This is a genomic window from Breznakiella homolactica (genome assembly GCF_016616095.2).
Lineage (GTDB): Bacteria > Spirochaetota > Spirochaetia > Treponematales > Breznakiellaceae > Breznakiella > Breznakiella homolactica.
Window position 1 is genome coordinate 1431945 of record NZ_CP067089.2, and the last position, 25697, is coordinate 1457641.

General features: G+C 55.7%; 23 protein-coding genes. 8 read left to right on the forward strand and 15 right to left on the reverse strand.

All coding sequences use genetic code 11. The features are described 5' to 3' along the window. Positions 1–27: 27 nt before the first annotated feature. Positions 28–951, reverse strand: coding sequence for an Hsp33 family molecular chaperone HslO (locus JFL75_RS06595; RefSeq protein WP_215625894.1), 924 nt, complete (start codon positions 949–951; stop codon positions 28–30). 260 nt (positions 952–1211) lie between these two features. On the opposite strand from JFL75_RS06595, the gene JFL75_RS06600 reads away from it, so the two are divergent. Beyond that, complete coding sequence (locus tag JFL75_RS06600; RefSeq protein WP_223292783.1) at positions 1212–2201, forward strand: M28 family peptidase; 990 nt, start codon at positions 1212–1214, stop codon at positions 2199–2201. Between the two features lie 7 nt (positions 2202–2208). Here the strand turns inward: JFL75_RS06600 and JFL75_RS06605 are convergent, their stop codons facing one another. From JFL75_RS06605 to JFL75_RS06615, 3 genes are all read right to left on the reverse strand, one after another. After that, positions 2209–2748: a flavin reductase gene (locus JFL75_RS06605; RefSeq protein ID WP_215625895.1), complete on the reverse strand. Its 540-nt coding sequence runs from the start codon at positions 2746–2748 to the stop codon at positions 2209–2211. A gap of 94 nt (positions 2749–2842) precedes the next feature. Further along, on the reverse strand, positions 2843–4426 hold the full coding sequence (locus JFL75_RS06610; protein ID WP_215625896.1) for a glucose-6-phosphate isomerase: 1584 nt from the start codon (positions 4424–4426) through the stop codon (positions 2843–2845). A 56-nt stretch (positions 4427–4482) separates the two neighbouring features. After that, on the reverse strand, positions 4483–4956 hold the full coding sequence (locus JFL75_RS06615) for an arginine repressor (protein WP_215625897.1): 474 nt from the start codon (positions 4954–4956) through the stop codon (positions 4483–4485). Positions 4957–5786: 830 nt separating this feature from the next. Between JFL75_RS06615 and JFL75_RS06620 the strand changes: the two genes are divergently transcribed. Both JFL75_RS06620 and JFL75_RS06625 read left to right on the forward strand, forming a co-directional pair. Continuing rightward, entirely contained in the window at positions 5787–7229 is a 1443-nt protein-coding gene (locus JFL75_RS06620; RefSeq protein WP_215625898.1) for a flagellar assembly protein A, read from the forward strand. Between the two features lie 481 nt (positions 7230–7710). Then, positions 7711–8223, forward strand: coding sequence for an NINE protein (locus tag JFL75_RS06625; RefSeq protein ID WP_215625899.1), 513 nt, complete (start codon positions 7711–7713; stop codon positions 8221–8223). 19 nt (positions 8224–8242) lie between these two features. On the opposite strand, the gene JFL75_RS06630 is transcribed toward JFL75_RS06625, so the two are convergent. From JFL75_RS06630 to JFL75_RS06645, 4 genes are read right to left on the reverse strand one after another with little or no spacing between them, the layout of a single operon-like run. Then, positions 8243–10696, reverse strand: a complete 2454-nt coding sequence (locus JFL75_RS06630) for an endonuclease MutS2 (RefSeq protein WP_215625900.1) — start codon at positions 10694–10696, stop codon at positions 8243–8245. Continuing rightward, on the reverse strand, positions 10693–11646 hold the full coding sequence (gene rsgA, locus JFL75_RS06635; protein ID WP_215625901.1) for a ribosome small subunit-dependent GTPase A: 954 nt from the start codon (positions 11644–11646) through the stop codon (positions 10693–10695). Before rsgA ends, JFL75_RS06630 begins: the two co-directional genes overlap by 4 nt. Further along, positions 11643–12473 (reverse strand): glutamate racemase, encoded by an 831-nt coding sequence (murI, locus tag JFL75_RS06640; protein WP_223292784.1) that lies wholly within the window; start codon positions 12471–12473, stop codon positions 11643–11645. Before murI ends, rsgA begins: the two co-directional genes overlap by 4 nt. Next, positions 12470–12757: a hypothetical protein gene (locus tag JFL75_RS06645; protein WP_215625902.1), complete on the reverse strand. Its 288-nt coding sequence runs from the start codon at positions 12755–12757 to the stop codon at positions 12470–12472. Before JFL75_RS06645 ends, murI begins: the two co-directional genes overlap by 4 nt. A gap of 660 nt (positions 12758–13417) precedes the next feature. Here JFL75_RS06645 and JFL75_RS06650 point away from each other — a divergent pair. Both JFL75_RS06650 and JFL75_RS06655 read left to right on the forward strand, forming a co-directional pair. Then, entirely contained in the window at positions 13418–14005 is a 588-nt protein-coding gene (locus tag JFL75_RS06650; RefSeq protein ID WP_215625903.1) for a pentapeptide repeat-containing protein, read from the forward strand. Continuing rightward, entirely contained in the window at positions 14006–14647 is a 642-nt protein-coding gene (locus JFL75_RS06655; RefSeq protein WP_215625904.1) for an MBL fold metallo-hydrolase, read from the forward strand. It begins immediately after the preceding gene. Here the strand turns inward: JFL75_RS06655 and JFL75_RS06660 are convergent. Both JFL75_RS06660 and JFL75_RS06665 read right to left on the reverse strand, forming a co-directional pair. Beyond that, entirely contained in the window at positions 14629–16398 is a 1770-nt protein-coding gene (locus JFL75_RS06660) for a hypothetical protein (RefSeq protein ID WP_223292785.1), read from the reverse strand. The two genes, JFL75_RS06655 and JFL75_RS06660, sit on opposite strands and share 19 nt — an antisense overlap. A 16-nt stretch (positions 16399–16414) precedes the next feature. After that, positions 16415–17197, reverse strand: coding sequence for a DUF4037 domain-containing protein (locus tag JFL75_RS06665; protein WP_223292786.1), 783 nt, complete (start codon positions 17195–17197; stop codon positions 16415–16417). 120 nt (positions 17198–17317) lie between these two features. Here JFL75_RS06665 and JFL75_RS06670 point away from each other — a divergent pair, with 120 nt between their 5' ends. From JFL75_RS06670 to JFL75_RS06680, 3 genes are all read left to right on the forward strand, one after another. Continuing rightward, positions 17318–17860, forward strand: coding sequence for a hypothetical protein (locus JFL75_RS06670; protein ID WP_215625905.1), 543 nt, complete (start codon positions 17318–17320; stop codon positions 17858–17860). Beyond that, positions 17857–18168 carry a DUF167 domain-containing protein gene (locus JFL75_RS06675; RefSeq protein ID WP_215625906.1) on the forward strand — a complete coding sequence of 104 codons (312 nt, stop codon included), beginning with the start codon at positions 17857–17859 and terminating at the stop codon, positions 18166–18168. Before JFL75_RS06670 ends, JFL75_RS06675 begins: the two co-directional genes overlap by 4 nt. A 448-nt stretch (positions 18169–18616) precedes the next feature. Next, positions 18617–20815, forward strand: coding sequence for an extracellular solute-binding protein (locus JFL75_RS06680; protein ID WP_215625907.1), 2199 nt, complete (start codon positions 18617–18619; stop codon positions 20813–20815). A 52-nt stretch (positions 20816–20867) separates the two neighbouring features. Here the strand turns inward: JFL75_RS06680 and JFL75_RS06685 are convergent, their stop codons facing one another. From JFL75_RS06685 to JFL75_RS06705, 5 genes are all read right to left on the reverse strand, one after another. Next, a complete protein-coding gene (locus tag JFL75_RS06685; protein WP_215625908.1) occupies positions 20868–21581 on the reverse strand; it encodes an MBL fold metallo-hydrolase in 714 nt (237 codons plus the stop codon). A 19-nt stretch (positions 21582–21600) separates the two neighbouring features. Then, positions 21601–22410, reverse strand: coding sequence for a carbohydrate ABC transporter permease (locus JFL75_RS06690; protein WP_215625909.1), 810 nt, complete (start codon positions 22408–22410; stop codon positions 21601–21603). Positions 22411–22422: 12 nt separating this feature from the next. Further along, positions 22423–23328, reverse strand: coding sequence for a carbohydrate ABC transporter permease (locus JFL75_RS06695; RefSeq protein WP_215625910.1), 906 nt, complete (start codon positions 23326–23328; stop codon positions 22423–22425). 53 nt (positions 23329–23381) lie between these two features. After that, the gene (locus JFL75_RS06700; RefSeq protein WP_215625911.1) at positions 23382–24707 is read right to left on the reverse strand and encodes an ABC transporter substrate-binding protein; all 1326 of its coding nucleotides are present in this window, start codon (positions 24705–24707) and stop codon (positions 23382–23384) included. A gap of 138 nt (positions 24708–24845) precedes the next feature. Further along, on the reverse strand, positions 24846–25376 hold the full coding sequence (locus JFL75_RS06705; protein ID WP_215625912.1) for an O-acetyl-ADP-ribose deacetylase: 531 nt from the start codon (positions 25374–25376) through the stop codon (positions 24846–24848). Positions 25377–25697 lie beyond the last annotated feature (321 nt).

The following is a 25697-nucleotide window of genomic DNA, read 5'->3' on the forward strand; positions in this document are numbered from 1 at the left end:
TTCAGTATAGAATGCAGCTGCCCCGGATCAATCCCCGATGAGGGATTCCAGCTCATCCCGGGAAAAAACGTACCGGGTATTGCAGTAATGGCAGCGGGTCTCCAGGGGAAGCGGTCCTTTTTCGGCCATATCCCGGAGTTCTTTTGGTCCCAGGGCTTTCAGGTACGATAAGAAACGCTCCTTTGAACAGGAACATTCAAAACATACCGGAGTCCGGGCCAGGATCTGCACGTCAAAAGCAGCGAACCACTCCGCCAGAAATTCCTCCCGGCTTTTTCCCTGGGCGAACCAGTTTCCCAGGGAAACCATCTCCTGCATCCTGACTTCCGTATCCTCCATATCCGTATCGTCCGCTCCGGGCAAGGCCTGGAAGAAAAGCCCCCCTGCCCCGCTGATGCGGCCTTTCTGGTCAAAATGCACACTCAGCGCCAGAGCTGTCCTGGTCTGTTCGGAACGGAGAAAATATTCGGTTATGTCCTCGGCAATACGGCCGTGGACAAGCTCAATATGGCCGGTGTAGGGTTCGTTGTCCGGGGATTTCCGGATGACACTGAGGGTCCCCCGGCCGATATACGGCTTGAGATCGAAACTTCCGGGAGGCCTGTCAAGGACAATCCCGTCGGTAAAGAGGTACCCCCGGACTTTTCCGTCCCAGCTTGCCTCACAGGAAAATCCCCGCAGAGGGCCGGTGCAGTCCATCCGTATACCGATCTGGTCACCGTCCTTGATGGTGGCGGACGCCAGGCCGGTACCGATGAGCCCCTGGGAAAGGGCCAGACTTTCGAGTATTCCCAGTTCGTGGTTCGCCCGGGCCTGGACAGCCATCCGGGTTCCCGCCAGCAGCGCCCCCTTAATGGTGCCTCCGAGCATGGAGAACCGGGTTATTCCGTCTTCCGGAAGCAGGGCAAGCCCCTTTTCCAGTTCGGGATCATTAATCTGTGCGTATATCATTACTATATGAGTACCCATTCGGAGGAACAGAGTCAAGCTGGCCGGGCAAAACAGAGTCTTACAAGCCGGAAAGCACCTGGTTTTTACCTATATTGCGGGGCCTGTCTGATAAAAAGGGGATTGGCTCCTCAGCGGCCTGCGGCCTCGAAAGTCGCTCAATCCCCTTTTTATCAGACACCCGGCGTTACCGATACGGCCGGGTACTTTCCGGCTTAACCGGCTCTGTGCTGCCCTGCGGTGGGGACTGGGTATGTGTGGGCATGTCACGATTGGGTGATACCAGAAAAGTCTCTGCTCCCCAGACTCTCCTCAAAGGCAGGGTACCCGACTGCTACCCCATACGGGGCGTTTTCTGGTATAGTGAACCCATGCCTATTCTGGAGCTCCCGAAGTTCAGGGAGTTTATCGCCCCCGGCGCCGACCGGTTCAGTATTCTTAAAAATCTGCTGGAGGAACTCGGCCTCAGCCATTCGGTTATTGAGATTGAAGGAGCCCGCCATTTCCTCGTAGCGCCTCCCGGCGGCAGTTCCTTCCAGACCCCGGGGCTCACCGTCCTGGTATCCCATTACGACCGGGTCCAGGGCAGTCCCGGGGCCAATGACAACAGCGCGGGGATCTTTCAGCTTTTGGAGGCGGCGGTAAAATTAAAGGAAGACAGCGGCGGAAACTGGATGATGGTTTTTACCGATAAGGAAGAACTGAACCATGGCCAGGGGGTCAGGGACCAGGGTTCATATACCCTTGCAGCGGGACTTAAAAATATCGGTATCCGAGGGACGGAGTTCTTTATCTTCGACGCCTGCGGAACCGGCGATACGATCATCATCTCAACCACAGTGGACTATCTGCTCAAGGGAAAAGACGGGGATGGTATCACCAGAACCCGGAAGGAGATCCAGAGACTGAAAAGCCGCGCGTTGGAATGCGCCCGGAATATATCCCTCAAAAACATCCTGCTGATGCCCACACCCTTTTCCGATGACGCGGGATTCCTGTCCGCGGGATTGCCCGCCCAGACAATAACGGTACTGCCCCAGGACGAAGCTTCACGGCTTGCCTCGGCGCTGCGGACGAAACCGCACCTTGCCGAAGCCCTGGTCAACAGCGGCACCGCCGGCAGAGAACTGGTCCCGTACCTGCCCGAAACCTGGAAACGTATCAACGGGCCGTCGGACCGGGAACTTTTTCTGACTCCCGAGCATTACCCCAATACCATCCGTTTTGCCTGCGGTCTGTGCAAAGGCTCCTGACGGAACCTCAGACGCGGGTCCGGTACGCGGTTATTTCCCCGATGTACATCCGGTGGAAATCCCCGGCGGGATAGCTGGCGCCGAGGATACCCGGATCGAGAAACGCGCCGGGATCGAAGTCGTGGGCATAGAGTTTGCGGCAGCTGATTACCTGCACCGCCTCATCAAATCCGATGCTGCCGTCGGGGAACGAAACCGGAGTCAGTCCGGTTTCCGCGGCCTTGTCCGAATCCCGGCCGGAGTTTGCCCCGCAGAAAGCCAAAGCCTTCCGCTGGCCGTCACCGAAAAAGGACAGGCTGAATCGATCGTTCGATTCGGTGAACTCAAAGGTATATCTTGAGGGCCGCACGAACATAAAAGCGACGTTTTTCCCCCAGAGAACCCCCAGGCCTCCCCATGAAGCCGTCATGGTATTCCAGTCCTGACCGGCGCCGGCGGAAATAAGCATCCACTCTTCCCCGATCATGGAAAATACGGGACCGGAAAAATCACCGATATTTTTTTCTTTCCAACCGCTTCCCGCGGGGACAAGCATGGTCTGTTTCATATACTCCCTTAATTTAAGTTTCTGATACAAGGACTTAATTCCGTATATCAGAAACACCTACAATCGGAAATAGTTAAATAATCTAAATTATTAACTATAGGATACCCAGAAGCTTACTGTAGGCATCCAGGGCGGAGTCTCCGGACTGACCGGACAGGACCTGTTTGGTCAGCACCTTCCCGAGCTGGACCCCTTCCTGGTCGAAACTGTTGAGGTTCCAGACAAATCCCTGGAACATAACCTTATTCTCAAAATGGGCCAGCAGCGCGCCCAGCGCCCGGGGATCGAGTTTTTTTCCGCAGATAAGGCTCGAGGGACGGCCGCCGGGGAACGACTTGTTTCCGTTGGGATCCGCTTTGCCCTTGGCAAAGGCAACGATCTGGGCCGCCAGGTTTGCCTTTAGTTTTGTCTGACTCACCGAGCCGTCCACTTCAACATCGTCTCCCAGCTGGCTCTCCAGAAACCCGATAAACTGCAGAGGAACAATATCCGTCCCCTGGTGCAGGAGCTGGTAAAAGGAATGCTGGCCGTTGGTTCCGGGCTCCCCGAAAACCACGGGCCCCGTGGCGTAATCCAGGGCTTCTCCGCGGCGGTTTACCCGTTTGCCGTTGGACTCCATATCAAGCTGCTGGAGGTGCGCCGGGAAACGGGACAGCGCCTGGCTGTAGGGAAGCACCGCGGTCGAGGGAAATCCGAGAAAATTCCGCTCCCAGACGCCGATCAGGGCATCGAGCAGGGCGGGATTTTTCATGATATCATTCTCTAAGGCGGATTTATCCGTTTCATGGGCGCCTTCCAGAAGCTCCGCAAAGGTTTCCCTGCCCAGGGCCAGGGAAAGGATTACCCCGCCCACGGCGGAGGTGGAAGAATACCGTCCGCCGATAAAATCGTCGATATAAAATGAATCCAGATAATCGGGATTGTGCGCCAGGGGACTCGTCTCGCTGGTGACCGCCACCATGTGTTTGCTGGGATCGAGACCGGCTTTTTTCAGTTTACCCTTGATAAAAAGCTCATTGGCCAGGGTCTCCTGGGTGGTCCCGCTTTTCGAAACCAGGATAAACAGGGTCCGCTCCAGATCCACCGAAGCGGCCACCTGGGCGCCGTCATCGGGATCAACGTTGGAAATAAACCGGGCGGACAGTTTTTTCCGTCCCGCCGCGACGGCCCAGTTTTCCAGGGCCAGGTACAACGCCCGGGGACCGAGGTCGGAGCCGCCGATGCCGATCTGCACGGCGTACTCAAAGGACTTGCCGGTACTGCCCAGAATTTTTCCGTTCCGGACGAGATCGGCAAACACGGAGAACCGTTCCAGCTCCCGGGCGTAAAATTCGCCGAGATCCTTTCCTTCGTATATAACGGGCTTCCCAAGCTGGCCCCTGAGCAGATGGTGAAGAACCTTGCGGCCCTCCCCGGGATTCATAATTTCGCCGTCCAGGAGCAGTCTGTATTTTCCGATAAGATCCTGCTCATCCGAAAGGGCCTGGAGCAGTTCCAGCTCCGGGGTATTCACTGCCTTCGCGGCCCAGGAATAAGAAAGTCCCCCGGCCATGGGCAGCAGGCAGGAGGCAACCCGCCGCTCATCCAGCAGCGGCGCGATATCATAGGGTTTACCCGCCGGCACCCGGCTCAGCAGTTTGGCATACGCCCCGGTTTCATCCAGATTCTTGTAATCCATGGGTTTTTCCTTGTACTATTATTAAACTTGTATCCCTTCGCAGCGGTCAAAACGGATTAATCTTCCAGTTCGGGGATACATTCCTTCATGTGGCGCATAAAATCATCCCCGGTGACACCTTCCCGGAGACAAACAAATACCGTGTTATCCCTTCCGGAAATAGTCCCCAGGACATCCTCCAGGGCGAGGTTATCCACCGCCAGGGCAACGGAATCGGAATGTCCCGAATACGTCCTGATAACCACCATATTCCCGGCCCAGTCGATGGACACGTACCCCCGGAGAAAATCGTGAATATAGGTCCGTTCGGTTTCCTGGCGTTCATCGTCACCGGGAAGGGTATATACGTACCCGTTATGGCCGTCGGAAACTTTCCCGACCTTCAGGAGTTTGAGGTCCCTGGAAAGGGTCGCCTGGGTAACCATAAACCCTTCTTTCTGGAGGTGCCCCAGGAGGGCTTCCTGGGATTCGATACGGTAAGTTTTTATCAATTTACGGACCGCTTTAAGGCGCGCTAAACGTTCTTTCACTCAATTCTCCGCACTGCTGAATTATTGGGGATCCCCGCACGCAACGGCACATGCCGATTATTAAATAATTATTCCTATAACTTGCATAAAGATACAATGGTATGTGGTTTTTTTCAAGTGATAAGGGGGGAGCACAGAGTCTTTCATGCCGGAAAGCACCCGGGGAGAACGGTACTGCGGGTCCTGTCGTATAAAAAGGGGATTGGCTCCTCAGCGGCCTATGGCCTCGAAAGTCGCTCAATCCCCTTTTTATACGACACCCGGCGTTACCATCATGGCCCGGGTGCTTTCCGGCTTAACCGGCTCGATACTGCCCTGCGCGGGAGGGCTGCTCCCCCTCGTTCCAGCCTTGCCGCACCAGTTATGGAGTTTTGCTCAGCAAAACTCCTAAAAGACTTGCCTCCCCTGGAGGCAAGTCTTACCCCACTCCGGGTTCCCCGGGACGGAAGACAGCAGCACCACAGAGTGCCGGCTACTCCGCCATCCCGGAACAGCCTCCTCACCCAGCCCCCTCCTAGCCAGGGCAACCGCGGTATTACAGGAGGGCGGCACAGAAGCATGGTATGACAAGGTAGCGCCGGGTGTCGGAGGAAAGGGTGAAGGAGCGACTTTCGAGGCCGCAGGCCGACGAGGAGCCCTTCACCCTTTCCTCCGACGGGCCCCGCAGAAATGTATCTCCATACTTCTGTGCCGAGTATGCGTATACTGCGGTTACCCTGGAACACCATTTTTGAAACATCCCGCAAACAATAGTATAGTTAGAGTAAGGATCAATTGCCTTACGATTCTGCGGAAAACAGCCGATATTGAAGTGGGATGGAGTAAATTTAATGGAAGAGCAGAAAGAAAAGGCCCCCGGAGCCCGGGAGCAGGTATCCGAAAAACCTCAGAAAACAGCCCTTTTCGATCTCCATAAAAATGACGGTACCCTGGTTATCACCTTTTCCGAGAAGAATCTCGAGGCATGGGGGGATTTTATACCCCCTGTGGGCAAAGGCCATCCCCTAACAGCGGACTACGTTTCCGCGGCCCTGAGCCGCTTCAATGTTACCTACGGTGTGCGCTGGGAAAATATCCAGGACGCCCTGGAGGCGGTGCAGAACAGCGGAAAACCGGTTAAGCACATACTTATTGCCCAGGGTGAACCTCCGGAGGACGAAGTCCCCGAGTATTTCCGTCTGGATCCGGAGCTCCGGAGAACCACATTGCCCGGAGAAGATGTGATCCGGGTGGATTATAAAACAATTTCCCCCTATGTAATGGTAAAAAAGGACCAGCTTCTCGCTTCAAAATACCCCAAAGTAGAAGGCCACGACGGAAGAGATGTTCACGGTACGGTGATTCCCAAGGGAATCATCCGTATGAATACCGCCTCCTCGGGGAAAAACACCCGGTGCGAGGATGAGGGAATCTACGCGTCCATTGACGGGAGGCTCATTGATAAAGACGGTGAGCTGATGGTCGATGAGGTTCTGGTCATAAAAGGCCAGGTCGGCTATGCCACGGGGCATATCAGTTTCCCCGGGGATGTTATCATCGAAGGCCCCGTGGCGGACGGGTTTAAAATATTGTCCGGAGGGTCGGTCCTGGTAAAACAGACCTTTGACGTGACGGATCTGGTGGCTAAAAAAGACCTCATCGTTACCGGAGGTATAATCGGCCGCGGCAGGGCGCTGGTAAAAACCGGCGGCGGACTTAAGGCAAAATTCATCAGAAACTGCCGGGTAGCCTGCCGCAGCACCATTACCATTGAATCGGAAATCGTCAATTCCAGTGTTTTTACCATGCAGAACCTCAATCTGGGCGATAAAGGCAGGATCCTGAGCGGCGAGATATACGCGGTTCACGGTATAAAAGCCGCCATGATCGGCAAACAATCCGGAAAAACCACGAAAATCCACTGCGGGATCGATTTTACCGCCCAGCAGGAGAAGGATAAACTCAATCTCCGGCTCCGAATTCTGACGGCAAAACTCCAGAAACTCCGGGAATTAATGGAAAAAAACAGCGGCGACCCCGCGAAGGTCGCGAAAATGGAAGAGCTCGCCGAACGCCTCCAGGATGAAATCGGCAAGCTCTCAACCCGTATCGGGGATCTTCTCCTGCGGCTCAATGCCGATGAAAACGCCGCGGTGGAAGTAAGCGGTGAGATAGCCCGGGGAACACTGATAGAAATCTGCGGAATAGCCTATTACGTGGACCAGAGTCTAAAACGGGTCCGATTCAGGCTTGATAAAGCCCAGGGAAAACTCGTTTACGAACCGCTGAAATAGTACCAGGACAGTCGCAGTATACAGAATCATACCGATACTGATGGAATTTGACTGCGGGGCAGTACCATCCCCAGGATGCGGCCCCACCCGCTGCCGGAAGCGTTCTGCCATACCCAGTACCCCTCACCGGTAGGACAACCGCATTATTTAGAGAACAACCATCACAGAAGCATGGCGGAACCGGAAACGCGGGGTGTCAGATGAAAAGAAACACCACACAGTGGTATTTCTTTTCATCTGACAGGACCCCACGAAACGTATCTCCCTGCTTCCGTACTGGGTAATACATATTGCGGCTGTCCCTAAAATAATGCAGCCGAATCTAGGATAATAATAGTATATTTGGTATAATCGGTTGTGTTAGGATTGCTTTGTCGGCATCTTCAACAAAAACTTCAACGATTCACATGCCATGGAATGTGCATGCAACCCGCCTGTAACGGCGGCAATGGCTTCCGGGTTTTGGTGATGGAGGTTACCAGTGTACAGTGTAGGAATAGCGTATTTGCTCTGGCTTGTTTCGGGCTGCGGGGCTCTGGGTTTCCACCGGTTTTATCTGGGGAAGATACCCACGGGGCTCCTGTGGATGTTCACCGGCGGCATGTTCATGGCAGGCTCAATTTATGACTTTTTCACCCTCCCCGGCCAGGTCCGGGAGGCGAATATCAGGGATGCCCTGTATAAGTCCCAGATCGGTTCGAATTCCCAGCACCGGGGTCAGTCCTGGCGCTACGTCAACGACGGCGGAACCCGGATCGTCAAGGAACACGAAAGTGTGGAACGGACGATCCTCAGGATAGCCAAACGGAACAAGGGAATTATTACCCCCAGCGAAATCGCCCTGGAAGCGGATATTTCAATTGATGAGGCAAAACGGGACCTCGAAGCCCTGGTCAACAAGGGCATTGCCGAAATCCGGGTCCGCCAGTCCGGGACCATTGTGTATACCCTCCCGGAATTCATGGATACCGATTCCCCTCTGGAGGATTTCTAGGTCCGCGCAGAACACCCGGTCAGCCCCGCTTAAGCACTACTTCAGTCCGGCCGAAGCCGCCCAGTTCCGGCCGGGAAAAATAGTAGTCCGCTACCATGGGCTGGCGCCTGAGGAAATCATGAACCCCCTTCTGCAGAATGCCGTCTCCTTTCCCGTGGACCACTGAAAATTCGTAGAGGCCGGAAAGGGCCGCCGCGTCTATCTGCCGCTGCAGCGCCCGGAGGGCCTCTTCCAGGCGCATACCCCGGAGGCTTATTTCGAACTGGGCCTGGGCGGTGTCCGCGAGATCCAGGGAAGCGACGGAAACTTTTTTTTCTTCCTCCCGGGGCTGCACCGGAATGAGGTCCCCTTCGGGAAACCCCATTTTCAGGGACCCGATCTCCACGATCCAGGTTCCCTTTTTATCCTGCCGGAGAACGGTCCCGCGGCGTTTGAATTCACCGGCAAGGACTTCCATCCCAGGGGCAATTGCCGGAATCTGATTCTGCCCGCCGTCACCGGGGGTCTCCAGTTCCTTCCGGTCCTTCCGGAGCTGTTCCTGCTGAGCTTCCAGTTCCGCGGCCTGGGCGGCGGCGGACTCTTCCAGTCCGGCGAGAAATTCCTTAACCTTGAGGGTCTTTTCCCGGGTAAGCTCCCCTTCCTTTATTTCCCGTACAAGGTTTTCGAGGGTTTTCCGGCTTTCCGAAAGAAAACGGTTTACCGTACCCATGCTGTTGTTTTTGAGATCCAGTTCTTTCTGCCTGAGCCGCAGTTCCTTGAGGTCCGCCTGCCTGCGTTCCTCCCGGAGCCGTTTCTCCTCGGCTTTGCCCGCTTCCAGGACATCATCCAGTTCCCGGTGTTTGTATTTAAGCCCGCTTATAAGGGCGGAAATATCGGACCGTTCCTCGTCAAGGTAACTCCGGGCCTTGGCGGTGATGTCCGGCCGCAGGCCGTTCCGGGCGGCAATGTCCAGGGCCCGGCTTTCACCGGGAATCCCCATGGCGATCCGGTAGGTCGGGGAAAGGGTTTTTCCGTCAAATTCCACCGAAGCGTTTTCAACACCCTCCCGGGTATACCCGTAATTTTTGAGAATCCCGTGATGGGTGGTGGTAAGAATCCTGACCTGTTTTTCGATAAGGTAATCCAGGATAGCCATGGCAATGGCGCTCCCCTCCTCAGGATCGGTTCCCGACCCCAGTTCATCCAGGAGCACCAGAGAATCCGCGGTAGCCTGATCCGTTATGGAGGCGATATTCGTCATGTGGGCGGAAAAGGTTGAAAGGGACTGGCTGATGGACTGCTCATCCCCGATATCCGCGTATACGCCGTCGAAAACCGGCAGCTTGGTTCCTTCCTCAGCGGGCAGAGCCAGGCCGAACTGGTTCATCAGGGCAAAAAGCCCCACGGTTTTCAGCGTGACGGTTTTGCCCCCCGTGTTGGGTCCGGTGATGATCACCGTCCTGACGCCTCCGGGCATGGACAGGTCAATGGGCACCGCCTTGATTCCCAGCAGGGGATGGCGGGCCTGTTTGAGCACCAAGGGGCTGTCCATACGGCCGTCTCCGGCGGCGAATACCCCGCGGGTTTCGTGGCTGTACCGGGCCCGGGCTCTGAGGGTTTCCAGGTTAAGAAGTTTTTCATGAAGCACCGCCAGGGAATCCCGTTCCCGGGCGATCACGGCGGTCATTTCCCGGAGGACCTTGAGAATTTCCGCGTCGAGCCTGCGCTGTTCAATAAGGATTTCATTGTTTTTTTCGACCACATCCTCGGGTTCAATAAAAAGGGTCTGGCCGGATGACGAAACTTCGTGGACGATGCCTTTGATGCGCCCTCTGAAATTGGCTTTTACCGCCAGGACCATCCGTCCGTCCCGCTGGGAAGGCAGCCCGGACTGGAGCATGCGGCGGTACTCTTCCCTGCCGGTGTACCGGGAACCGAGGGCGTCGAGGTCGCGGTTGAGATTATGGATGCGCTTCCGGATTTCCCGGAACTCCGGAAGATCCCGGAGGTCGCCGTCCCTGGTAAGGACCCGGAACACTTCCCGGGAAACCGGGCGGCAGTCGGGCAGTTCTGCGGCAAGTTCCGCAAGGACCGGAGACAGTTCGGGCCTGGAAAGCGGAGCGGTTCTTCCACCGCTTTCCCCTTCGCCGCCGGAATCGGTTTTCTTTCCCGTAAGCCACAGCCTGACTTCCTCCGCCCGGTCAACGAAAAGGCCCAGGGCGTAGGCTTCGTCCAGTTCCAGGACGGCTCCGTCGACGGCCAGTTTCGGCAGCAGAAAGCCGATGCTGGGGATACTCGTCCGGGGTTCCCCGGTAACGGAACCAATCAGCGCGGTCAGTTCCGAAACCACCGCCTTGAGGGAAGCGACCCCATCGGGATCCGTCCGGGGAACATCCCCGGTAATAAGGCCCGAAGCCTCCTCGCTCAGGGCCCGCTCGGCAACCCTGGCCCGGATAATTTCGAATTCCAGGAGGGCGAAAGTTTTATCGTTCATGGGTTTTTACCGTACTCCGAAGCCGACTCTTTGAGGAAAAGTTCCTCCCGGATCCGGAGGAAACTTTCGTACCGGTCTTCATGGATAACCCCCGCGGCAACGGCTTCCATAATCTTGCACCCCGGTTCCGTGACATGGGTGCACGAAAGACCGTAACTGCATCTCCCCGCCAGGGGCGCGAATTCACGCATATAAAAAACGAGATCCCCCGGGCCGATCCCGTCCGGAACCAGACGCCGGACACCGGGGGTATCGGTGATACGCGCGGGTCCCGCGGGAGTTTCGATTTCGACGAGCCGGGCCATGGTGGTGGTATGACTCCCGCGGTCGTATTTTTCAGTCAACGCGCCGGTCTTGAGCCCCATTCCGGGAGCCAGGGCGTTGATGATACTCGATTTGCCGACCCCGGACTGGCCCACGAGCACGGAAAAACGGTTCGCCGCCAGGTCCCGGAATTCATCGAGCCCTTCCCCGGTATGGGCCGAAACCCTGAGTACCCGGTATCCTATCCTGATAAAATCCTCCAGGCGCTCTTCCACATCGGGATCATTATCGGATAGGTCGTACTTGTTGCACACCACCACTGGAGGAATATTGGCAATATCACCCTGGAGCAGCGCCCGGTCGAGAAAACGCGGACGGAACGGCGGCGAAGCCGGGGTGGTGACACAGAAAACAACGTCCACGTTGGCCGCCAGAAGCTGGGAGGACTGTCCTTTCTGGTTGAACCGGGTAAAGGCATTCCGCCGTTCCAGGAGACTCAGAATGAGTCCGGTCCCGGGGTGTTCCGGATCGGGCTCAAACTCCACCCGGTCGCCCGGGGCCAGGGGATTGTAATATCCCTCAACACCCTTCAGGACCTTTCCCTTTATACGGCATTCGGTTTCCCCTCCGCCGTCGTCCCGGAGGGTGAATATATTCCGGGAGCCCCGGATGACCAGGCCTGTCATTGAACGGGTTTCTCCGGGTAGCACGCTTCCATGCCGCAGAGTTCCAGACCGAAGGAAGATGCCCAGCCGGACCAGGCCGGTTCCAGCGGCTGCGGTCCGGTGACGAGAAGAATATTCCGCGGGACATGATCCTGCGGCGCGGCGCGGTTACTCTCCGCCAGGAGCGTTTCAGCCCGGCGGGATACACCTTCCACGGAATCGTATACCGTCATGCCCGGTTCCGCCGACGCCCTGAATTCATCCGCTAAAAAGAGAAAATGGGTGCAGCCCAGCACAATGCCGTCAACTTCGGCCCGGGCGAATTCTTCGATATAAGGACGGACTGCCTGTTTCCGCTGTTCCGGATCAGCGCCGGCATAGGAGTGCTCCACAAATTCCACCAGATCCGGAGCGGCAATCCCGGTTACGCGGCAGCCGGGGCCGTATTGCCGGGCGAGTTCCGCGATATAGGGATCCTCAATGGTTCTGTTCGTACCCAGCACCCCGACGGACCGGGTCCGGCTCTGGAGAACCGCCGGTTTAACCGCGGGCACGGTCCCCACAAAGGGAATGTCCGGAAAACGCTTCCGCAGGGGTTCCAGGGCGGATACGGCGGCGGTGTTGCAGGCAAGCACTATGAGTTTTGGGGCAAAACAATCCACCAGACGGCCCGTCAGTTCCGTCAGGAGTTCAATAAGAACGTTCCGATCCTTGGGACCATAGGGAAAATTTGCCCGGTCCGCGGTGTATACCAGGGACTCAGCGGGGTTTCTGGAACGGAAATGGCGGCAGTACGGAAGCCCGCCGATGCCGGAATCAATAAACAGTATAGGATCGGTATTCATCATTTAAAAAGATCTTCAAAGGCCGTCTTTGCCGAAGACGCGGCATCCCGGGCGGCCTTTTCCCCGGTACCGGCGGACCGCAGCGCGGGACTGAGGGAAAACCAGTCGCAGAAATTCGCCCGATCTTTGTCCTGGGGTATTTCACCATGGGATTCGGAACAGCCGCCGCCGGAAATATAAAACCGGCAGTTCCGGCAGCACCGCAGATCCTTTCCGCAGTCCGCACACCGTAAGGAGCGTCCTATTGGTTCGGGATCTGTAACGGGAGAGCCGCAGTACCAGCACATACCTGTATCATAACCCAGCCCCCGGACTCCTGGCAAGGGATAGGGAAGTACAGGGGCTTTCAGGCTGGAAGCACCCGGTGGATACCGGTGCCGCGGGGCCTGCCACGGGAAAGCGGGACAGGCTCCTCGTCGGCCTGCGGCCTCGAAAGTCGCTCTGTCCCGCTTTCCCGTGACACCCGGCGTTACCATTACGCCCGGGGGCTTCCGGCATAACCGGCTCTGTGCTTCCTGTTTTGGGGGCTCGGTATTGGAGGACGGGTCTGCTTAGGGCAAAGCGCCTGAACCGGGGTATGGTTCACCGTTATCCAGCCCCGGTAATGGCAGCCGCCTCAGCAAACGGCCACCTCACCACCCAGAAACATCCTCCATCACCGGGTAATCCCGCCAAAGCAGGGTGCCGGCATTATGGCCGGTAAGGCGACCGCACCGAAGAACCAGAAGCGGGGGTGGCGGAAAACCGAAGGTTTGGAACCAGGGGGAGCAGCCCTCTTGAAAGGGCAGCATAGAGCCGGTTGAGCCGGAAAGCACCCGCCGTAATGGGTAGCGCCGGGTGTCGGAGTACCTGTATACACGGGTGCTTTCCGGCTTGTCAGACTCTGTGCTCCCCCTCATACCCTGTGCCCCCTTGCGCAAGCGAATCCGGAGACATATTATTAGGGTATGTTTACCAATGTGCCCTGTGCCGCGGGATGCGGAAGGCCGGCGATATCCGGTTCCAATACCTGCGCGGTCCATACCGCGAACCGGGAAGCTGAAGCCGAAAGGATCATCACCGAGATTCAGCAGTTTGGTACGATCAAGGATCTCAGTGCTCCGGGGCTTTTTTTTGAGGGAGTTGATTTCTCAAACCGCCGTTTTTTTGGATGCAATTTTAACAATGCCAATTTTTCCCGGTGCCTTTTTACCCGTTCGTTTATGAGGATGTGTTTTTTTGATTTTTCATCGTTCCTGGAATGTGATTTCTCCTCCTGTGACCTGCAGTTTGTCTCCTTTGGGGGAACAAAAATCCAGGACTGCACCTTTGAAGGTTCGGAGCTGGTACACCTCAATTACTGCGGCGCAACCATTGAACACGCAACGTTCAATAATTCAAATCTGTATAACAGCCGGTTTATTGACGCGAATATAACCCATTCCGATTTTATAGACTGCAATGTAAAAAAGACCTTTTTTATTAAAGCCCGGCAGGAAGGGGTTTCCTTTAAATCCTCAAACACCGCCGAAGCGGTGTTTGAGCTGGAGGAATAGATGAAGCTGTTTTTTCATTACTGTCTGGCGGGATTCAGCAACTGCTACCTTCTGGGAACGGATTTTTCCGGGGATGGAACCGGCAGCGGTGATCTCCGGGAAGCTCTGATTGTTGATCCCGGATGCATGGATGATCAGATAGTGAGTTTTATAGAAGACAATGACTACGCCCTGAGGGGGGTTCTGATAACCCATGACCATCTTAACCACGTCCACGGGCTGCGGACTTTAAAGAAGATATACAATGCCGATATTTACGCGGTTAACCATATAATTTCCGAATACCGGACCGTCCGGGTAAAGGACGGTGGAAAACTGACCATAGGGCCTTTCAAAGTTGAGGTGATTACGGTCCCCGGCCATTCCTCGGATTCCGCGGTTTTCAAAATCAGCCACATGCTGTTTACCGGAGACGCCCTGAGCGCCGGCCTGGTGGGGACCACCGCCAGTTCCTACGGAGCGTCCGTACAGATGACCGCCCTGCGGAGCAAAATCCTTTCGCTTCCCGGTGATTTTACGGTTCTGCCCGGCCACGGTCCGCCCACAACCCTGGAAACGGAACGCCGCTACAATGTGGGCATCAATGCGTACGAACAGAGTAAAAGCAAAAAATCCCAGATTGTCTACAGCGACATCTGGTAAACCCGCCAGACCCTTCCCGCGGTCAGGCCGTACCGGCTCCGGACGAAACCCGAAAACGCTTCCGCTTCCCGGGTAAACAGGTCACCCAGCAGGGGCCAGGTTCCGCTTTCCTCATCCTTTTCGGGAAGCGCCCCGGAACGCCGGGGATCGTTTTCGAGCCTGGAGGCAATGGTTTTTCCGAAGTACTGGCCCGCCCGGGAAACGGGCTGCTGGAGGCAGTACGCCATGAGTTCATTCATCATAAGATAGGTATCCGCCGTATCGTACCGGTTGTAGTCGAAATACGCTGAAATAAACCGCCGGGCCGCGGGATCGAGCCGTTCCCACCGGTCCAGGGAAAAATCCCGGAAATCTTCCTTAATGAAAAAGATGCCGTGAAAGGATTCGTGGACCATAAAAAGGGACCTCAGGTAGCCCTCGGACTGCCGCGAGATTGATACCACCGCCCCGGTTCCCGGGGTGATGCCGTTGTCCCGTCCTTTTAAAAGTATCCCCCGCTCCAGGAGAATCTGCTCCAGTTCCCGTTCCTCCCGGTTAAGGGGAAAGCCGGTTCTCCGGGCTTCCTCAAAGAACCGGGCCAGGTCTTCTGCCCGGTAATCGTGGGCGTTCCAGCCATGGAGGTGCGCGATTTCGCTGTCGGGGGCGAGCCTGCCCCGGAAGCCCGCCTTTTCAACGAAAAACGCCAGGCGTTTAAAAAGCAGGTCCTGGACAGCGTAGTCGGCGGTATCGAATATGATGACCTCCGGAAACCGGTCCCACTGGAACAGCTCATACCGCGGGTCCCGCCAGGCGGACTCCGGATAATACAGGATTATTCCGGGATCGGCGATGACCGGCTCCCCGGGGAACACCCTTTGCCCGCCGGGCCGCACTTCCAGGGAATCGATCCCCCCTGCCCCGGAATACTTCACCGGGAAAGGATTTTCCGGCAGGGCTCCCGGCGGTATGGTCAGGAATTCGGCGGCGCCGCCGATGATGGGCGAATAATCGTACCGGCCCGTACCGGCGGTGAGCGCGGCCCTGGCGCTGATTCCCGACAGGGAAATTTCCACGGGAATTCCGGTGCGGTAATCCGCCGGAGGATTAACCGTAACGGCGGTTTCGGTCCCCGCTGTTTCGGCGGAAACAAACGGGGTCGCGTGGAGGTTGTCCCCGTCCCGGAAAAAGCCGAACCACCGGTCCTGCAGTTCCAGGGATTTCAGCTCAAAGATAAGTTCCGGCTTTTCTTCGGCTCCGGATTCCCCGGTGCCATCCTTTTTCTCAAGGCCGAGGGTAATGCCGGCCAAATCCCGGACCGTTAGGGGTACCGCGTACCGCATCAGGCGGAATGTGCCATCCATACCGAGAAAGGCACCGGAAAGCGGAAGCGCCCAGGCGGTATCCCCGTCTATCCGGAGTACAACGAAATAATCCGATTCCCACCGGGAGACGGCGGCGCCATCGGCAGCCGGGGTTCCGTCGGGTACGGTCAGTGAATATACAATTTCCAGGGACTGGTCCTCCGGGACCGCCGCAGCCGGTTCCAGGGTATAGGTCAGAACAGCGGGTTCGGAAAACCGGATGACTCCTTCCAGGGCATCCTTTGAATGGGCGTAGAGTACACTTCCGCTGCCGGCCAGAGGGATCGCCGCGGCTTTTTTATAGGAACACGAAAAGAAAGATAAAAAAACCAGCGCTGCGATAAAACACATCCGCAGCGGAAACGACTGTCCTCCGGGAAAAACTTCGGAGGGGAGACCTTTTTTTTTCATTGCGACTCCAGGATTTTTAAAGGCCCACGATACTCCGGGCAATAAGCTGGGCAAGGTTGTATTTCCGCTCTATAGTCATCTCGGCGTCATTCCTGAGAAAACTTTCCAGCCGGGCGGCGAAGGCTTCCGGCAGCACGGGAAGATCCAGTACCTGTTTATAGTATGCGCGGTGGGACGGTTCAAAACAACGGTTTATGCAGAAAAGCGTAAGGCACGCGTTTTTTATGAATCCCGATGATGAAATCAGGTAATGGAAGTCATCCTCCTGGATGAACGCCGCCCCCAGATCGCTCAGGAAGTGTTCCATTCTGGACTGACTCGCGCCCCGCATCTGCTGCCAGAATTCCGGACTCAGTTTTGCCAGGCGCTCCCGGATTCCGGCCATCCAATTGTTCCTGCAGAAAAGGACTTCCCCTTTGGCAAGGCGGTAATACCCGTAGGTTCCCGAGTCTTTTATAAACCAGATACGGCCAAGATCCGTATCGGCGATGGATACAAATTCATTTATTGTCTGGGTTGATTTATATTCCAGACGGACCGGTACATCACCTATAAGGAAACGGTCTTTGCTGCCAAAATGGGATGTTTCAAAAGCAAGAATATCAGTCCCGAACTGGCTGTACCGCTCTTCGGAACCGGGAATCGTATCGGTATAATACACATCCATAATGAGCGCAAAATACGGATCCAGCGTATCCGGCAGAGCTGCTTCGTTGAGGGCGACACATTCTACCCCGGGCCACCCCGAAAAAATCTCCGAAAAACGGTCTACAAGCAGCTTAGTCTTATATTTCATCATGCTTCCTTTGTATACTAGTAAGGGTGTATAGTTACGGTCCGGAGAAAGTATAGCATGAAAGGCATTTCTTGAAAACATGAATAAACAGGGCACCCGGATTATAACAGCCGGCAAAGAAACATGAATGAGTCTTGCGCATCACCGGTCAGATTGATTGTTCTCATCCCCCACCGGGATACCCGGATTCTGCTCCGCGGATACAAGGAAGGTTTTTTCCGGCGGGGATTCCACGGGGTTTACTCATTTCCCCTGGTATCGCCCCTGGCGGCAGTGCGGGAGCCACTGCCCTTCAGTGTTCTGAAAGAGACGGCGCAGGCCCTCCGTGTCCGGATCAATGGCGGAGATCCCCAGGGGAAAATACACAGCGGTCCCTGGGCATCCCTGGATATTCCCGGCCTCCCGGTTCTGTCCGGTCCGTCACTGGACCTGCCCCTCCGGGAATTCAGCTGTCCTGAGATGGTTTCCCCATGTTCGCCCTCTATCCTGGGATTTTTATTTTACCGGGAAAAACCCGGAACCTACCCCGGTATACCGGATTTTTCATTCCGGGCAGCCGCCCTGGCCAATATGGCAGTCATACCCCTGGGTTCCGGTTCCGGAGACTTTTCCTTTGCCTGGGAAATCGGCAGGCTCCAGTGGCTCCCCCCGGGAGGCCGGCGGTGACCGGATGTTTGAGGGAATCAGGGGAGTCGGTGTTCCTCGATATTAAGGTTGTTCCGGGTTCTTCGAAATCCTGCGTAGCGGGAATCCAGGAAAACCGCCTCAGGATAAAAATAGCTGCCGCCCCTGAGGACGGAAAAGCCAATGGTGAACTCCGGAATTTCCTGGCGAAAATGCTGGGAATCCCGAAAAAGGATATAACCATCCGGTCCGGGGAAAAATCCCGGCTGAAGACCCTGGAACTGCCCGGAGAACACGGAGAAAAGCTGCGGACCTTTCTCGCCGGCCTCTCCGGGACAACCGCGGTATAAAAACCTGGTGCCCCTATCAAAGGCGGAACACGCGTTGCCCGCGAAGATCGGCATCGAACCGGCTAAACCGGAAAGTGTCTATACCTAACGGTAGGTATCATAAAAAATGCATTCCTATTGGGAATGGCGGCTAACGAGGGAAAACAGATGCAGCCGCTCCCAGGAACCAGAAGCGGGGGTGGCGTAAGACTTGCTTCCCCTGGCGGCACGCCTTGATGGCGCGGCAAGGCTGGAGCCAGGGGGAGCAGCCCTCCCGCGCAGGGCAGTACAGAGCCGGTTGAGCCGGAAATGACCCGGCGTTACCGTTACGGCCGGGTCATTTCCGGCTTGTCAGACCAAGCGCTCCCCCTCATCCATACTTCTGTACTGAGAGTTGCTTATACGACAGGCATCCTGCCTTTATCCCCGGCGATTCCGGTGGTATAATTCATTGAAGAGGTAGGGATGAATGGCGACTATTAAGGATATAGCCCAGCTCGCGGGGGTTTCCCAGGGTACGGTATCCCACGTACTCAACGGCAAGGGAAACGTCAGCAGCGAAAAAATCAAACTTGTACAGGACGCGGCGGCGAAACTCGGATACATCATCAACGAACGGGCGAAAATTCTGCGCCAGGGAAAGGGCAGGATCCTGGCGGTGGTGCTTCCGAATATCCGGTTCAGGCAGTACGAGGATTTTCTTATTTCGTTTAAAGCCTTCGCGGAAAATCAGGGCTACACTGTGACTCCCTATATTTCCAACGACGATCCCGATACGGAGCGTTCTATTTTTAACCAGATCCGTTCCAGTATGGCCGCCGGGGCGGCGGTCTTTTCGTGCCTTCACCTGACTGCCGGGGATATCCGGGAACTGGGATTTTCCGAATGGGAACTGCTCTTCGCCGAACGGGACCAGCCTTTTCCCTGCAACTATATCGGCTTTGATTTTAAAGCCGCGGGCAAAGCCCTGGCCGCGGCGGCGGTTGAAAAAAAGCTGACTTCCCTGGCGCTGCTTACCGGCAGCCTGGAGTTTTCTAATGAAAAAGATTTCTTCGACGCCTTTACGGCGGAGTTAAAAAGAAACAGTTCCTGCACCCTGCACCATATTGAAACGAATCTCTTCCGCCGGTACCAGAGCGCTATGCAGCTGATGGATATAAAAAAAATCCAGGAGATTTTTTCCACCAACCATGGATTTGCCCGGACCGTCCGGGATGTGTACCAGACCTTTTTCCCCGCGATGCAGACCACCATTACCACGGTTCTGCCGCTGTTTACCATGCCGGAAAATATCTACCATAAATATGAGCTTAATTACCGGCTCATGGGCAAAACCGCGGCCCAGCATCTTATTGAGAATACGGAAGGGAAAACCACCCGCCGGCGGACCGTTCTGGAAAATACCGGTTTCAGGCAATGGTACAAGGGCCCGTCTTTTTCCCGGACCGCCGCGGAAAAGCTCCACATCCTTACTTTGGAAAGTCCCACCGCGGATGCCATGAAAACCCTTTCCCGGCTTTTTACGCAGGCGACGGGTATCGCGGTTCATATTTCAATTTTTTCCTACGATGAACTCCACGAGGTAATCAGCTCCATGGGAAAATCCAGTATTTACGATGTGATCCGTCTGGACAGCACCATGCTTCCCTGGTTTGCCCCGCGGATTCTCCGGCCTCTCAGGGATATTGAACCGGACCTGGACATGGATGAGGGAAAATATATCGAAGGCCTGAGCCGGCAGTATTTTTTTGTGGAAGATATCCTGTATACGCTCCCGGTCACGCCCAGCACCCAGATGCTCTTTTATCGCAGGGACCTCTTCGAAAGCACGGTACTCAAACGGCTGTACCAGGAAAAATACAAAACGCCCCTGGTTCCGCCGCGGAATTTTGCGGAATACAACCGGATAGCCCGGTTCTTTACGGCAGGGGAAAATCCCCAATCCCCGGTGGAGTTCGGCAGCACCCTGACCCTGGGAAGCACCGGGGTGGCGGCCACGGAATTCCTGACCCGGTATTTCAGCTATACCGACGCCTTGTTCGACGACACCGGCGCTCCCCTGGTGACGGGCAGCGCCGGCATCCGGGCGATGAAGGATCTGCTCGAAATTCAGGCATACGCCCGGATCCCCTGCTCTTCCTGGTGGACCGACGCGGCCCGGGAATTCTCCGACGGCGGTGTGGCCATGACCATTCTGTACAGCAACTTCGCCTCGGGTATTTTCGGGCGGTCATCCCGGGTGATCAACAAAGTGGGATACGCGGTGGTTCCCGGGGGCAACCCCGTGCTCGGCGGCGGCGCTCTGGGGGTTTCAAAATTCAGCAAATACCCAAAGGAAGCCCTGGCGTACATAACTTGGATCTGCGATGAACCCATGTCCTCCGCCAGGACGCTCCTGGGCAGTGTGCCCCCCTGCCGGGAATCCTTCGACAACTACGAAATAATCGACGCCTATCCATGGCTGGAGCTTTCCAAGGAATGCTTTTCCCTGTCGAATTACCGGCGGACACCGTCACGCAACAACGCGCCCTTTGACGACCGCCGCTTCCTCAGCATCCTGGGACGGGAAATAAAAAACGCCCTGGCCGGGGTGATCACCGCCGAAGAGGCCATGCAGAATGTGGCGGATGAATACAAATCCGTGGCCCGGAGCCTGCTCCACGGCTGACCGCAAAAACGGGACGCGGAATTGAAACGGCCAAAGGTTCTGCTCCGCCCGGCTAAAGGCAGTTTCCGCCGGCGCCGGGCCGGTACAGTTCCGCCAGGCCGAAGCCTTTTTCCCGGAGCAGATCCCGGTAGTCCGAATCCAGATGCATACAGAAAATCCGGTTCCGGGTTTTTTCCGGGAAGATGCTTTCAAGATAGTCCAGACTCCCATGGGTCGGATGGTCCCCGTTCTTCAGGGCCGTATCCTGGTAAATCCGGGAAATTGAACCTTCCAGAAATTGTGAGACCACCGTGTCGGGTACGAATCTGGCGTCCCCGGAATAGTAGATCCGTTCTTCCGGGCTGCTGATGATATATCCGAAACAGACCATATTATCCACGTGCTCCACCGTCACCGACTCGAAGGAAACAGCCTCCCCGCCGCCTGACAGCTGGGGAACGTGGCGGTAGCAGAACCGTTCAATGCCCATAAGATCCAGAAGCTGCACCGCTGTTTCCAGAGGATGGAGAACCCGAATGTTTTTTCCCAGAACGTAATAGCTGTATGAGATAAGCGAAGCGAGGCTGCCCACATGGTCACAGTGCAGATGGGTCAAAGCCACGGTGACCTGGGAAGCCCCTACAAAGTCGGGACTGTCCCAGAGCCGCCCGAAGGCGGTCTCCCCGCAGTCGAGGATGTAAAAATGATCCTTCCGGGTAAAAACCGCATTGGTATTTCCCATCGCCGGATTAAAAGCCGAACCAAGCCCAAGAAATTGTATATCCATCGCAGTATCCTTCAATGCCTTACTTGATGCCTGAGCTCACAAAGCTGTTGATAAATTTCTTCTGGAATATAAAAAAGAGTATCACCAGGGGGGCGCAGATAATGAATGTGGCGGCGCACACATTGGCCCACTGCATGACCGCTTCCTTGGACTTGGCGAACAGGGCAAGCCCCACCGTCAGGGTCCTGTTCTCCGGTGAATTCGTGACGATCAGAGGCCAGAGGAAGTTGTTCCAGTGGTAGCTGACGGATACCAGGCCGAAGGAAATGTACGCGGTCTTGGCGCTGGGAACGTAGACATTGGTAATCACCTGGAAGGTATTGCAGCCGTCGATAACCGCCGCTTCCGCCAGGGCCCGGGGAATGGTCTTGAAATTCTGCCGGAGCAGGAATATGCCCATGGCGCTTCCGAAGAACGGCAGCATGATGCCGAGCTTCGTATCCGTCAGTCCCAGATCGCTGAGGGTCATGTAATTCGGGCTTATGAGAACATCATTGGGAATGATGATCTGGGCGAAGATTATAAGGAACACCAGTTTTTCACCCTTGAATTTGAGCACCGCCAGGGCATAGGCGGCCATGGTGACGGTTACAAACTGGACACCGTAGGTACAGACCACAATGGTTATGGTGTTGAGGTAATACTGGGCAAAGGGTACGGCGTTCCAGACGTACTTGATATTGTCCAGCGTCGGTTTGGCCTTGGGAAAAATAGACATGATAAATGAAGCTTCGGTAAAAGCGGTTCCCACCATCCACACCAGCGGAATAAGCCAGATAAGGGCGAGGATAATTCCCGCTGTAAGGACCGGAATTTGGTTTTTGCGCATTTGAATTTTCCCCTAGTTGTAATGGATCCTGCTGTCGGTCTTGAGAAACTGCAGCATGGAAACGAAAAGCATGATCACCAGCATAATCACCGTCAGCGCCGACGCTTTGGCCTGGTCAAAGAAAATAAAACCCTGCTGGTAAATGTAGTACAGCAGCAAGGTACTGGCGTTGTTCGGCGCGCCCTCGGTCATGATTACGATATGGTCCACCAGTTTTATGCTGTTGGTTATGGCAATGGTTGAAACAAACAGCAGGGTCGGCCCCAGGAGCGGCAGGGTTATCTTGCGGAAAACCGTCCACGGCCGGGCGCCGTCAATGGTGGCGGCTTCGTACATTTCAACATTGATATTCTGGAGTCCCGACAGGAAAAAAATCATGAGGTATCCCGCTTCCTTCCATACATACATTACGGACATAGAGGGGAGCACCGTATTCCGGTTGGAGAGTACATCCAGGGGTTTTAGGCCGATTTTTACCAGAAACTGGTCCAGCATTCCGGTATTGGCCATATAGATGAACAGCCAGATGCTGGCGATGGCGATCATGGGCATAACCACGGGATAAAAGAAAGCCGTCCGCAGGAATCCGACGCCTTTGATTTTCCTGTTTACCAGCATGGCCAGGCCGAGGCCGATTACCATACTGGGAATAACCGTCAGCACCGAAAAATACAGGGTGTTCCCCATTATTTTCCAGAACAGCGGAGATTTTGCGAAGTCGATGTAATTTTTAAACCCGATGAATTCCGGCTCCCGCATTCCCAGGGCGTATTCGGTAAGCCCCAGGTAAAAGCTCCTGAAAATCGGAAATATTGTAAATAAAAGCAGAAACACAAGAGCCGGTGCCAGCAGCGCCCAGGCAAGGACATTGGATTTCAGTCCCGGACTGAGGGGCGACCGGAGGGCTTTTCGCGCCATGACAATTCTCCTAAATTCAAACCGCGGGGCTTTCCGGCCCCGCGGCGGTGTGATTACTGGTATCTCCGGAGTGCTTCATCCGCCTGGGTCTGGGCGGTTCTGAGCGCCTGGGCGGCGGTGGCTTCGCCGGTAACCGCGGACTGGATGTTGTCGTTGAGAATGCGCCACATCCTGGCCGCGTCGTAGGTGGTCAGTTCCGGTTTGGCCAGGGGGATCTGGTCAAAGGCCACTTTGGCCTGGGGAACACTGGCGTAGTAGTCCTTCATGATCTGGGTATTCATGGCGGATTTGCGGGTGGCCACGTAGCCGGTATCCACGTTCCACTGGGCGGTCCGTTCCGGGGTGGTGGCGAACTTGATGAATTCCCAGGCGGCCTTCTGGCGTTCCGGGGAGATACCCGCGGAAATGTAGAAGTTGCCGCCGCCGGTGGGAGCGGCCTGGCGCTTGTTCCCCGGGAGGAAGCACACACCGAATTCAAAATCCGCGTTGTTGTTGATATTGGTAAGATTCCCCGTGGTGTGGTAGATCATGGCAACCTGGCCCGCCAAAAACTGGCCGGGGAGATCGGTCCACTGGACAATACCCTTCTGCATAACATTGTACCGGTTCTGCAGATCCAGCCAGAACTGGAGGGCTTCCACGTTTTCCGGCGTATCGAAGTACACTTTCTTGCCGTCTTCGCTCATGAGGTTGCGGCCGTCCGCGGAATTCTGCAGGGCGAACCCGGTGAAACCCCACTGTGCGGATCCGGAATTGAGGGCAAGCCCTACGCCGTAGCGCTGCACATTCCCGGAGGCGTCCCGCTTGGTCAGTTTCTGGGAATATTCAACGAGCTGCGCCCAGGTTACCGGGGGCTTTTCCGGATCGAGGCCGGCTTCCCGGAAGGCGTCCTTGTTGTAGAACATAACCATGGTGCTCCGCTGGAAGGGGATGCTGTAAATTTTTCCGTCCACCCAGGAATCTTCCATGAAGCCTTCAAGGAAATCATTGATATACGCCTGACCCGCAGCGCCGTCAGCGGCGATAAGATCATCCAGGGGAATGGCCGCGCCCGAGGCGGCCATGGAGAAGCGCTGGGTCGCCAGATTGATAAAGAAATCCGGCGGGTTTTTGCCCTGGATTGCGGTCTGGATTTTTACCACCGTATCGTCGTAGTTGCCGGTATACACGGGCTTGATCACGATATTGGGATTTTCCTTGGTAAAATCATCGCATATCTGGTCGATAAGTTTGGTCAAAGGTCCCCCGACCTGCACGGGGTAAAAAAATGTCAGTTCCATCTTACCGGATGATGAACTGTCACCGGAACCGCCGGCGCTCAGGAATGAAATCGCCGCCAGGCACAGTACCAGTGCTATGGCTAAGATTTTCCGTTTCATGCAGCCTCCTCATTGAACATTCATACAAGATTGTGCCATTGTAAGCCTGAATATTGAAACGTGTCAATTATTTTTTTGAAAGATTGCTTCCCCGTAAAAAAACAGCGCCGCCGGAGTTTTATAAACCTCAGCGGTAATTCAGATAATATTCTTTTTCAGATCTTCATAGATACCGAAATTCTCGCGGTCGAAACATACGAAAATAACGCGTCTGATTCCCGGAACTTCCGGCAGGGTTTTTACCACCGCGTCAAAGGCAATTTCCGCGGCTGCCTGTCTGGGATAACGGTAAACCCCGGTGCTGATATTGGGGAAGGCGATACTTTCGAGTCCCTCACTTTGAGCCAGGAGCAGACTTTTCCGGTAGCAGGAAGCCAGCAGTCCCGGTTCACCCCGGCTCCCGCCGTTCCAGACCGGACCTACGGTATGGATAACCCTTCTGCAGGAAAGATTATACGCCCCGGTAATAACCGCTTCTCCCGCCGGGCAGCCGCCCTGACGGGCCGCGATCTCCCGGCATTCAGCGAGAAGCCCCGGCCCAGCGGCCCGGTGAATCGCTCCGTCAACGCCGCCGCCCCCGAGGAGGCTTGAGTTGGCGGCGTTCACAATGGCATCCGCCGCCAGCGCCGTAATATCCCCGAGGATAACTTCGATAGTTTGTTCTGCCATGGTATCTCCTTGAAAAACCAGAAGTGGGGGTGACGTAAGACTTGCCGCAGAGGCGGCAAGTCTTTTAGGAGTTTTGCTCCGCAAAACTCCACACGTAATGCGGCAAGGCTGAAGTCAGGGGGAGCCGCCCTCTTCTCAGGGCAGCACAGCGCCGGTTAAGCCGGAAAGCACCCGGCATAATGGGTAGCGCCGGGTCTCTCGTATAAAACGACTTTCGAGGCCGCAGGCCGACGAGGAGCCAACACCATTTTCCTCCGACGGGCCCCGCAGTACCTGTAAACACAGGTGCTTTCCGGATTGTCAGACTCTGTGCTCCCCCTC

What these genes read in the sequence shown, in the direction of transcription:
- JFL75_RS06620 (WP_215625898.1), top strand. Translation starts at nt 5,787, where the DNA reads ATGGAAGAGCAGAAAGAAAAGGCCCCCGGAGCCCGGGAGCAGGTATCC.
- JFL75_RS06655 (WP_215625904.1), top strand. Translation starts at nt 14,006, where the DNA reads ATGAAGCTGTTTTTTCATTACTGTCTGGCGGGATTCAGCAACTGCTAC.
- JFL75_RS06650 (WP_215625903.1), top strand. Translation starts at nt 13,418, where the DNA reads ATGTTTACCAATGTGCCCTGTGCCGCGGGATGCGGAAGGCCGGCGATA.
- rsgA (WP_215625901.1), bottom strand. Translation starts at nt 11,646, where the DNA reads ATGACAGGCCTGGTCATCCGGGGCTCCCGGAATATATTCACCCTCCGG.
- JFL75_RS06595 (WP_215625894.1), bottom strand. Translation starts at nt 951, where the DNA reads ATGATATACGCACAGATTAATGATCCCGAACTGGAAAAGGGGCTTGCC.
- JFL75_RS06630 (WP_215625900.1), bottom strand. Translation starts at nt 10,696, where the DNA reads ATGAACGATAAAACTTTCGCCCTCCTGGAATTCGAAATTATCCGGGCC.
- JFL75_RS06610 (WP_215625896.1), bottom strand. Translation starts at nt 4,426, where the DNA reads ATGGATTACAAGAATCTGGATGAAACCGGGGCGTATGCCAAACTGCTG.
- JFL75_RS06670 (WP_215625905.1), top strand. Translation starts at nt 17,318, where the DNA reads ATGAATGAGTCTTGCGCATCACCGGTCAGATTGATTGTTCTCATCCCC.
- JFL75_RS06605 (WP_215625895.1), bottom strand. Translation starts at nt 2,748, where the DNA reads ATGAAACAGACCATGCTTGTCCCCGCGGGAAGCGGTTGGAAAGAAAAA.
- JFL75_RS06685 (WP_215625908.1), bottom strand. Translation starts at nt 21,581, where the DNA reads ATGGATATACAATTTCTTGGGCTTGGTTCGGCTTTTAATCCGGCGATG.
- JFL75_RS06695 (WP_215625910.1), bottom strand. Translation starts at nt 23,328, where the DNA reads ATGGCGCGAAAAGCCCTCCGGTCGCCCCTCAGTCCGGGACTGAAATCC.
- JFL75_RS06700 (WP_215625911.1), bottom strand. Translation starts at nt 24,707, where the DNA reads ATGAAACGGAAAATCTTAGCCATAGCACTGGTACTGTGCCTGGCGGCG.
- JFL75_RS06600 (WP_223292783.1), top strand. Translation starts at nt 1,212, where the DNA reads ATGTCACGATTGGGTGATACCAGAAAAGTCTCTGCTCCCCAGACTCTC.
- JFL75_RS06680 (WP_215625907.1), top strand. Translation starts at nt 18,617, where the DNA reads ATGGCGACTATTAAGGATATAGCCCAGCTCGCGGGGGTTTCCCAGGGT.
- JFL75_RS06705 (WP_215625912.1), bottom strand. Translation starts at nt 25,376, where the DNA reads ATGGCAGAACAAACTATCGAAGTTATCCTCGGGGATATTACGGCGCTG.
- JFL75_RS06645 (WP_215625902.1), bottom strand. Translation starts at nt 12,757, where the DNA reads ATGTGCTGGTACTGCGGCTCTCCCGTTACAGATCCCGAACCAATAGGA.
- JFL75_RS06690 (WP_215625909.1), bottom strand. Translation starts at nt 22,410, where the DNA reads ATGCGCAAAAACCAAATTCCGGTCCTTACAGCGGGAATTATCCTCGCC.
- murI (WP_223292784.1), bottom strand. Translation starts at nt 12,473, where the DNA reads ATGATGAATACCGATCCTATACTGTTTATTGATTCCGGCATCGGCGGG.
- JFL75_RS06660 (WP_223292785.1), bottom strand. Translation starts at nt 16,398, where the DNA reads ATGAAAAAAAAAGGTCTCCCCTCCGAAGTTTTTCCCGGAGGACAGTCG.
- JFL75_RS06665 (WP_223292786.1), bottom strand. Translation starts at nt 17,197, where the DNA reads ATGATGAAATATAAGACTAAGCTGCTTGTAGACCGTTTTTCGGAGATT.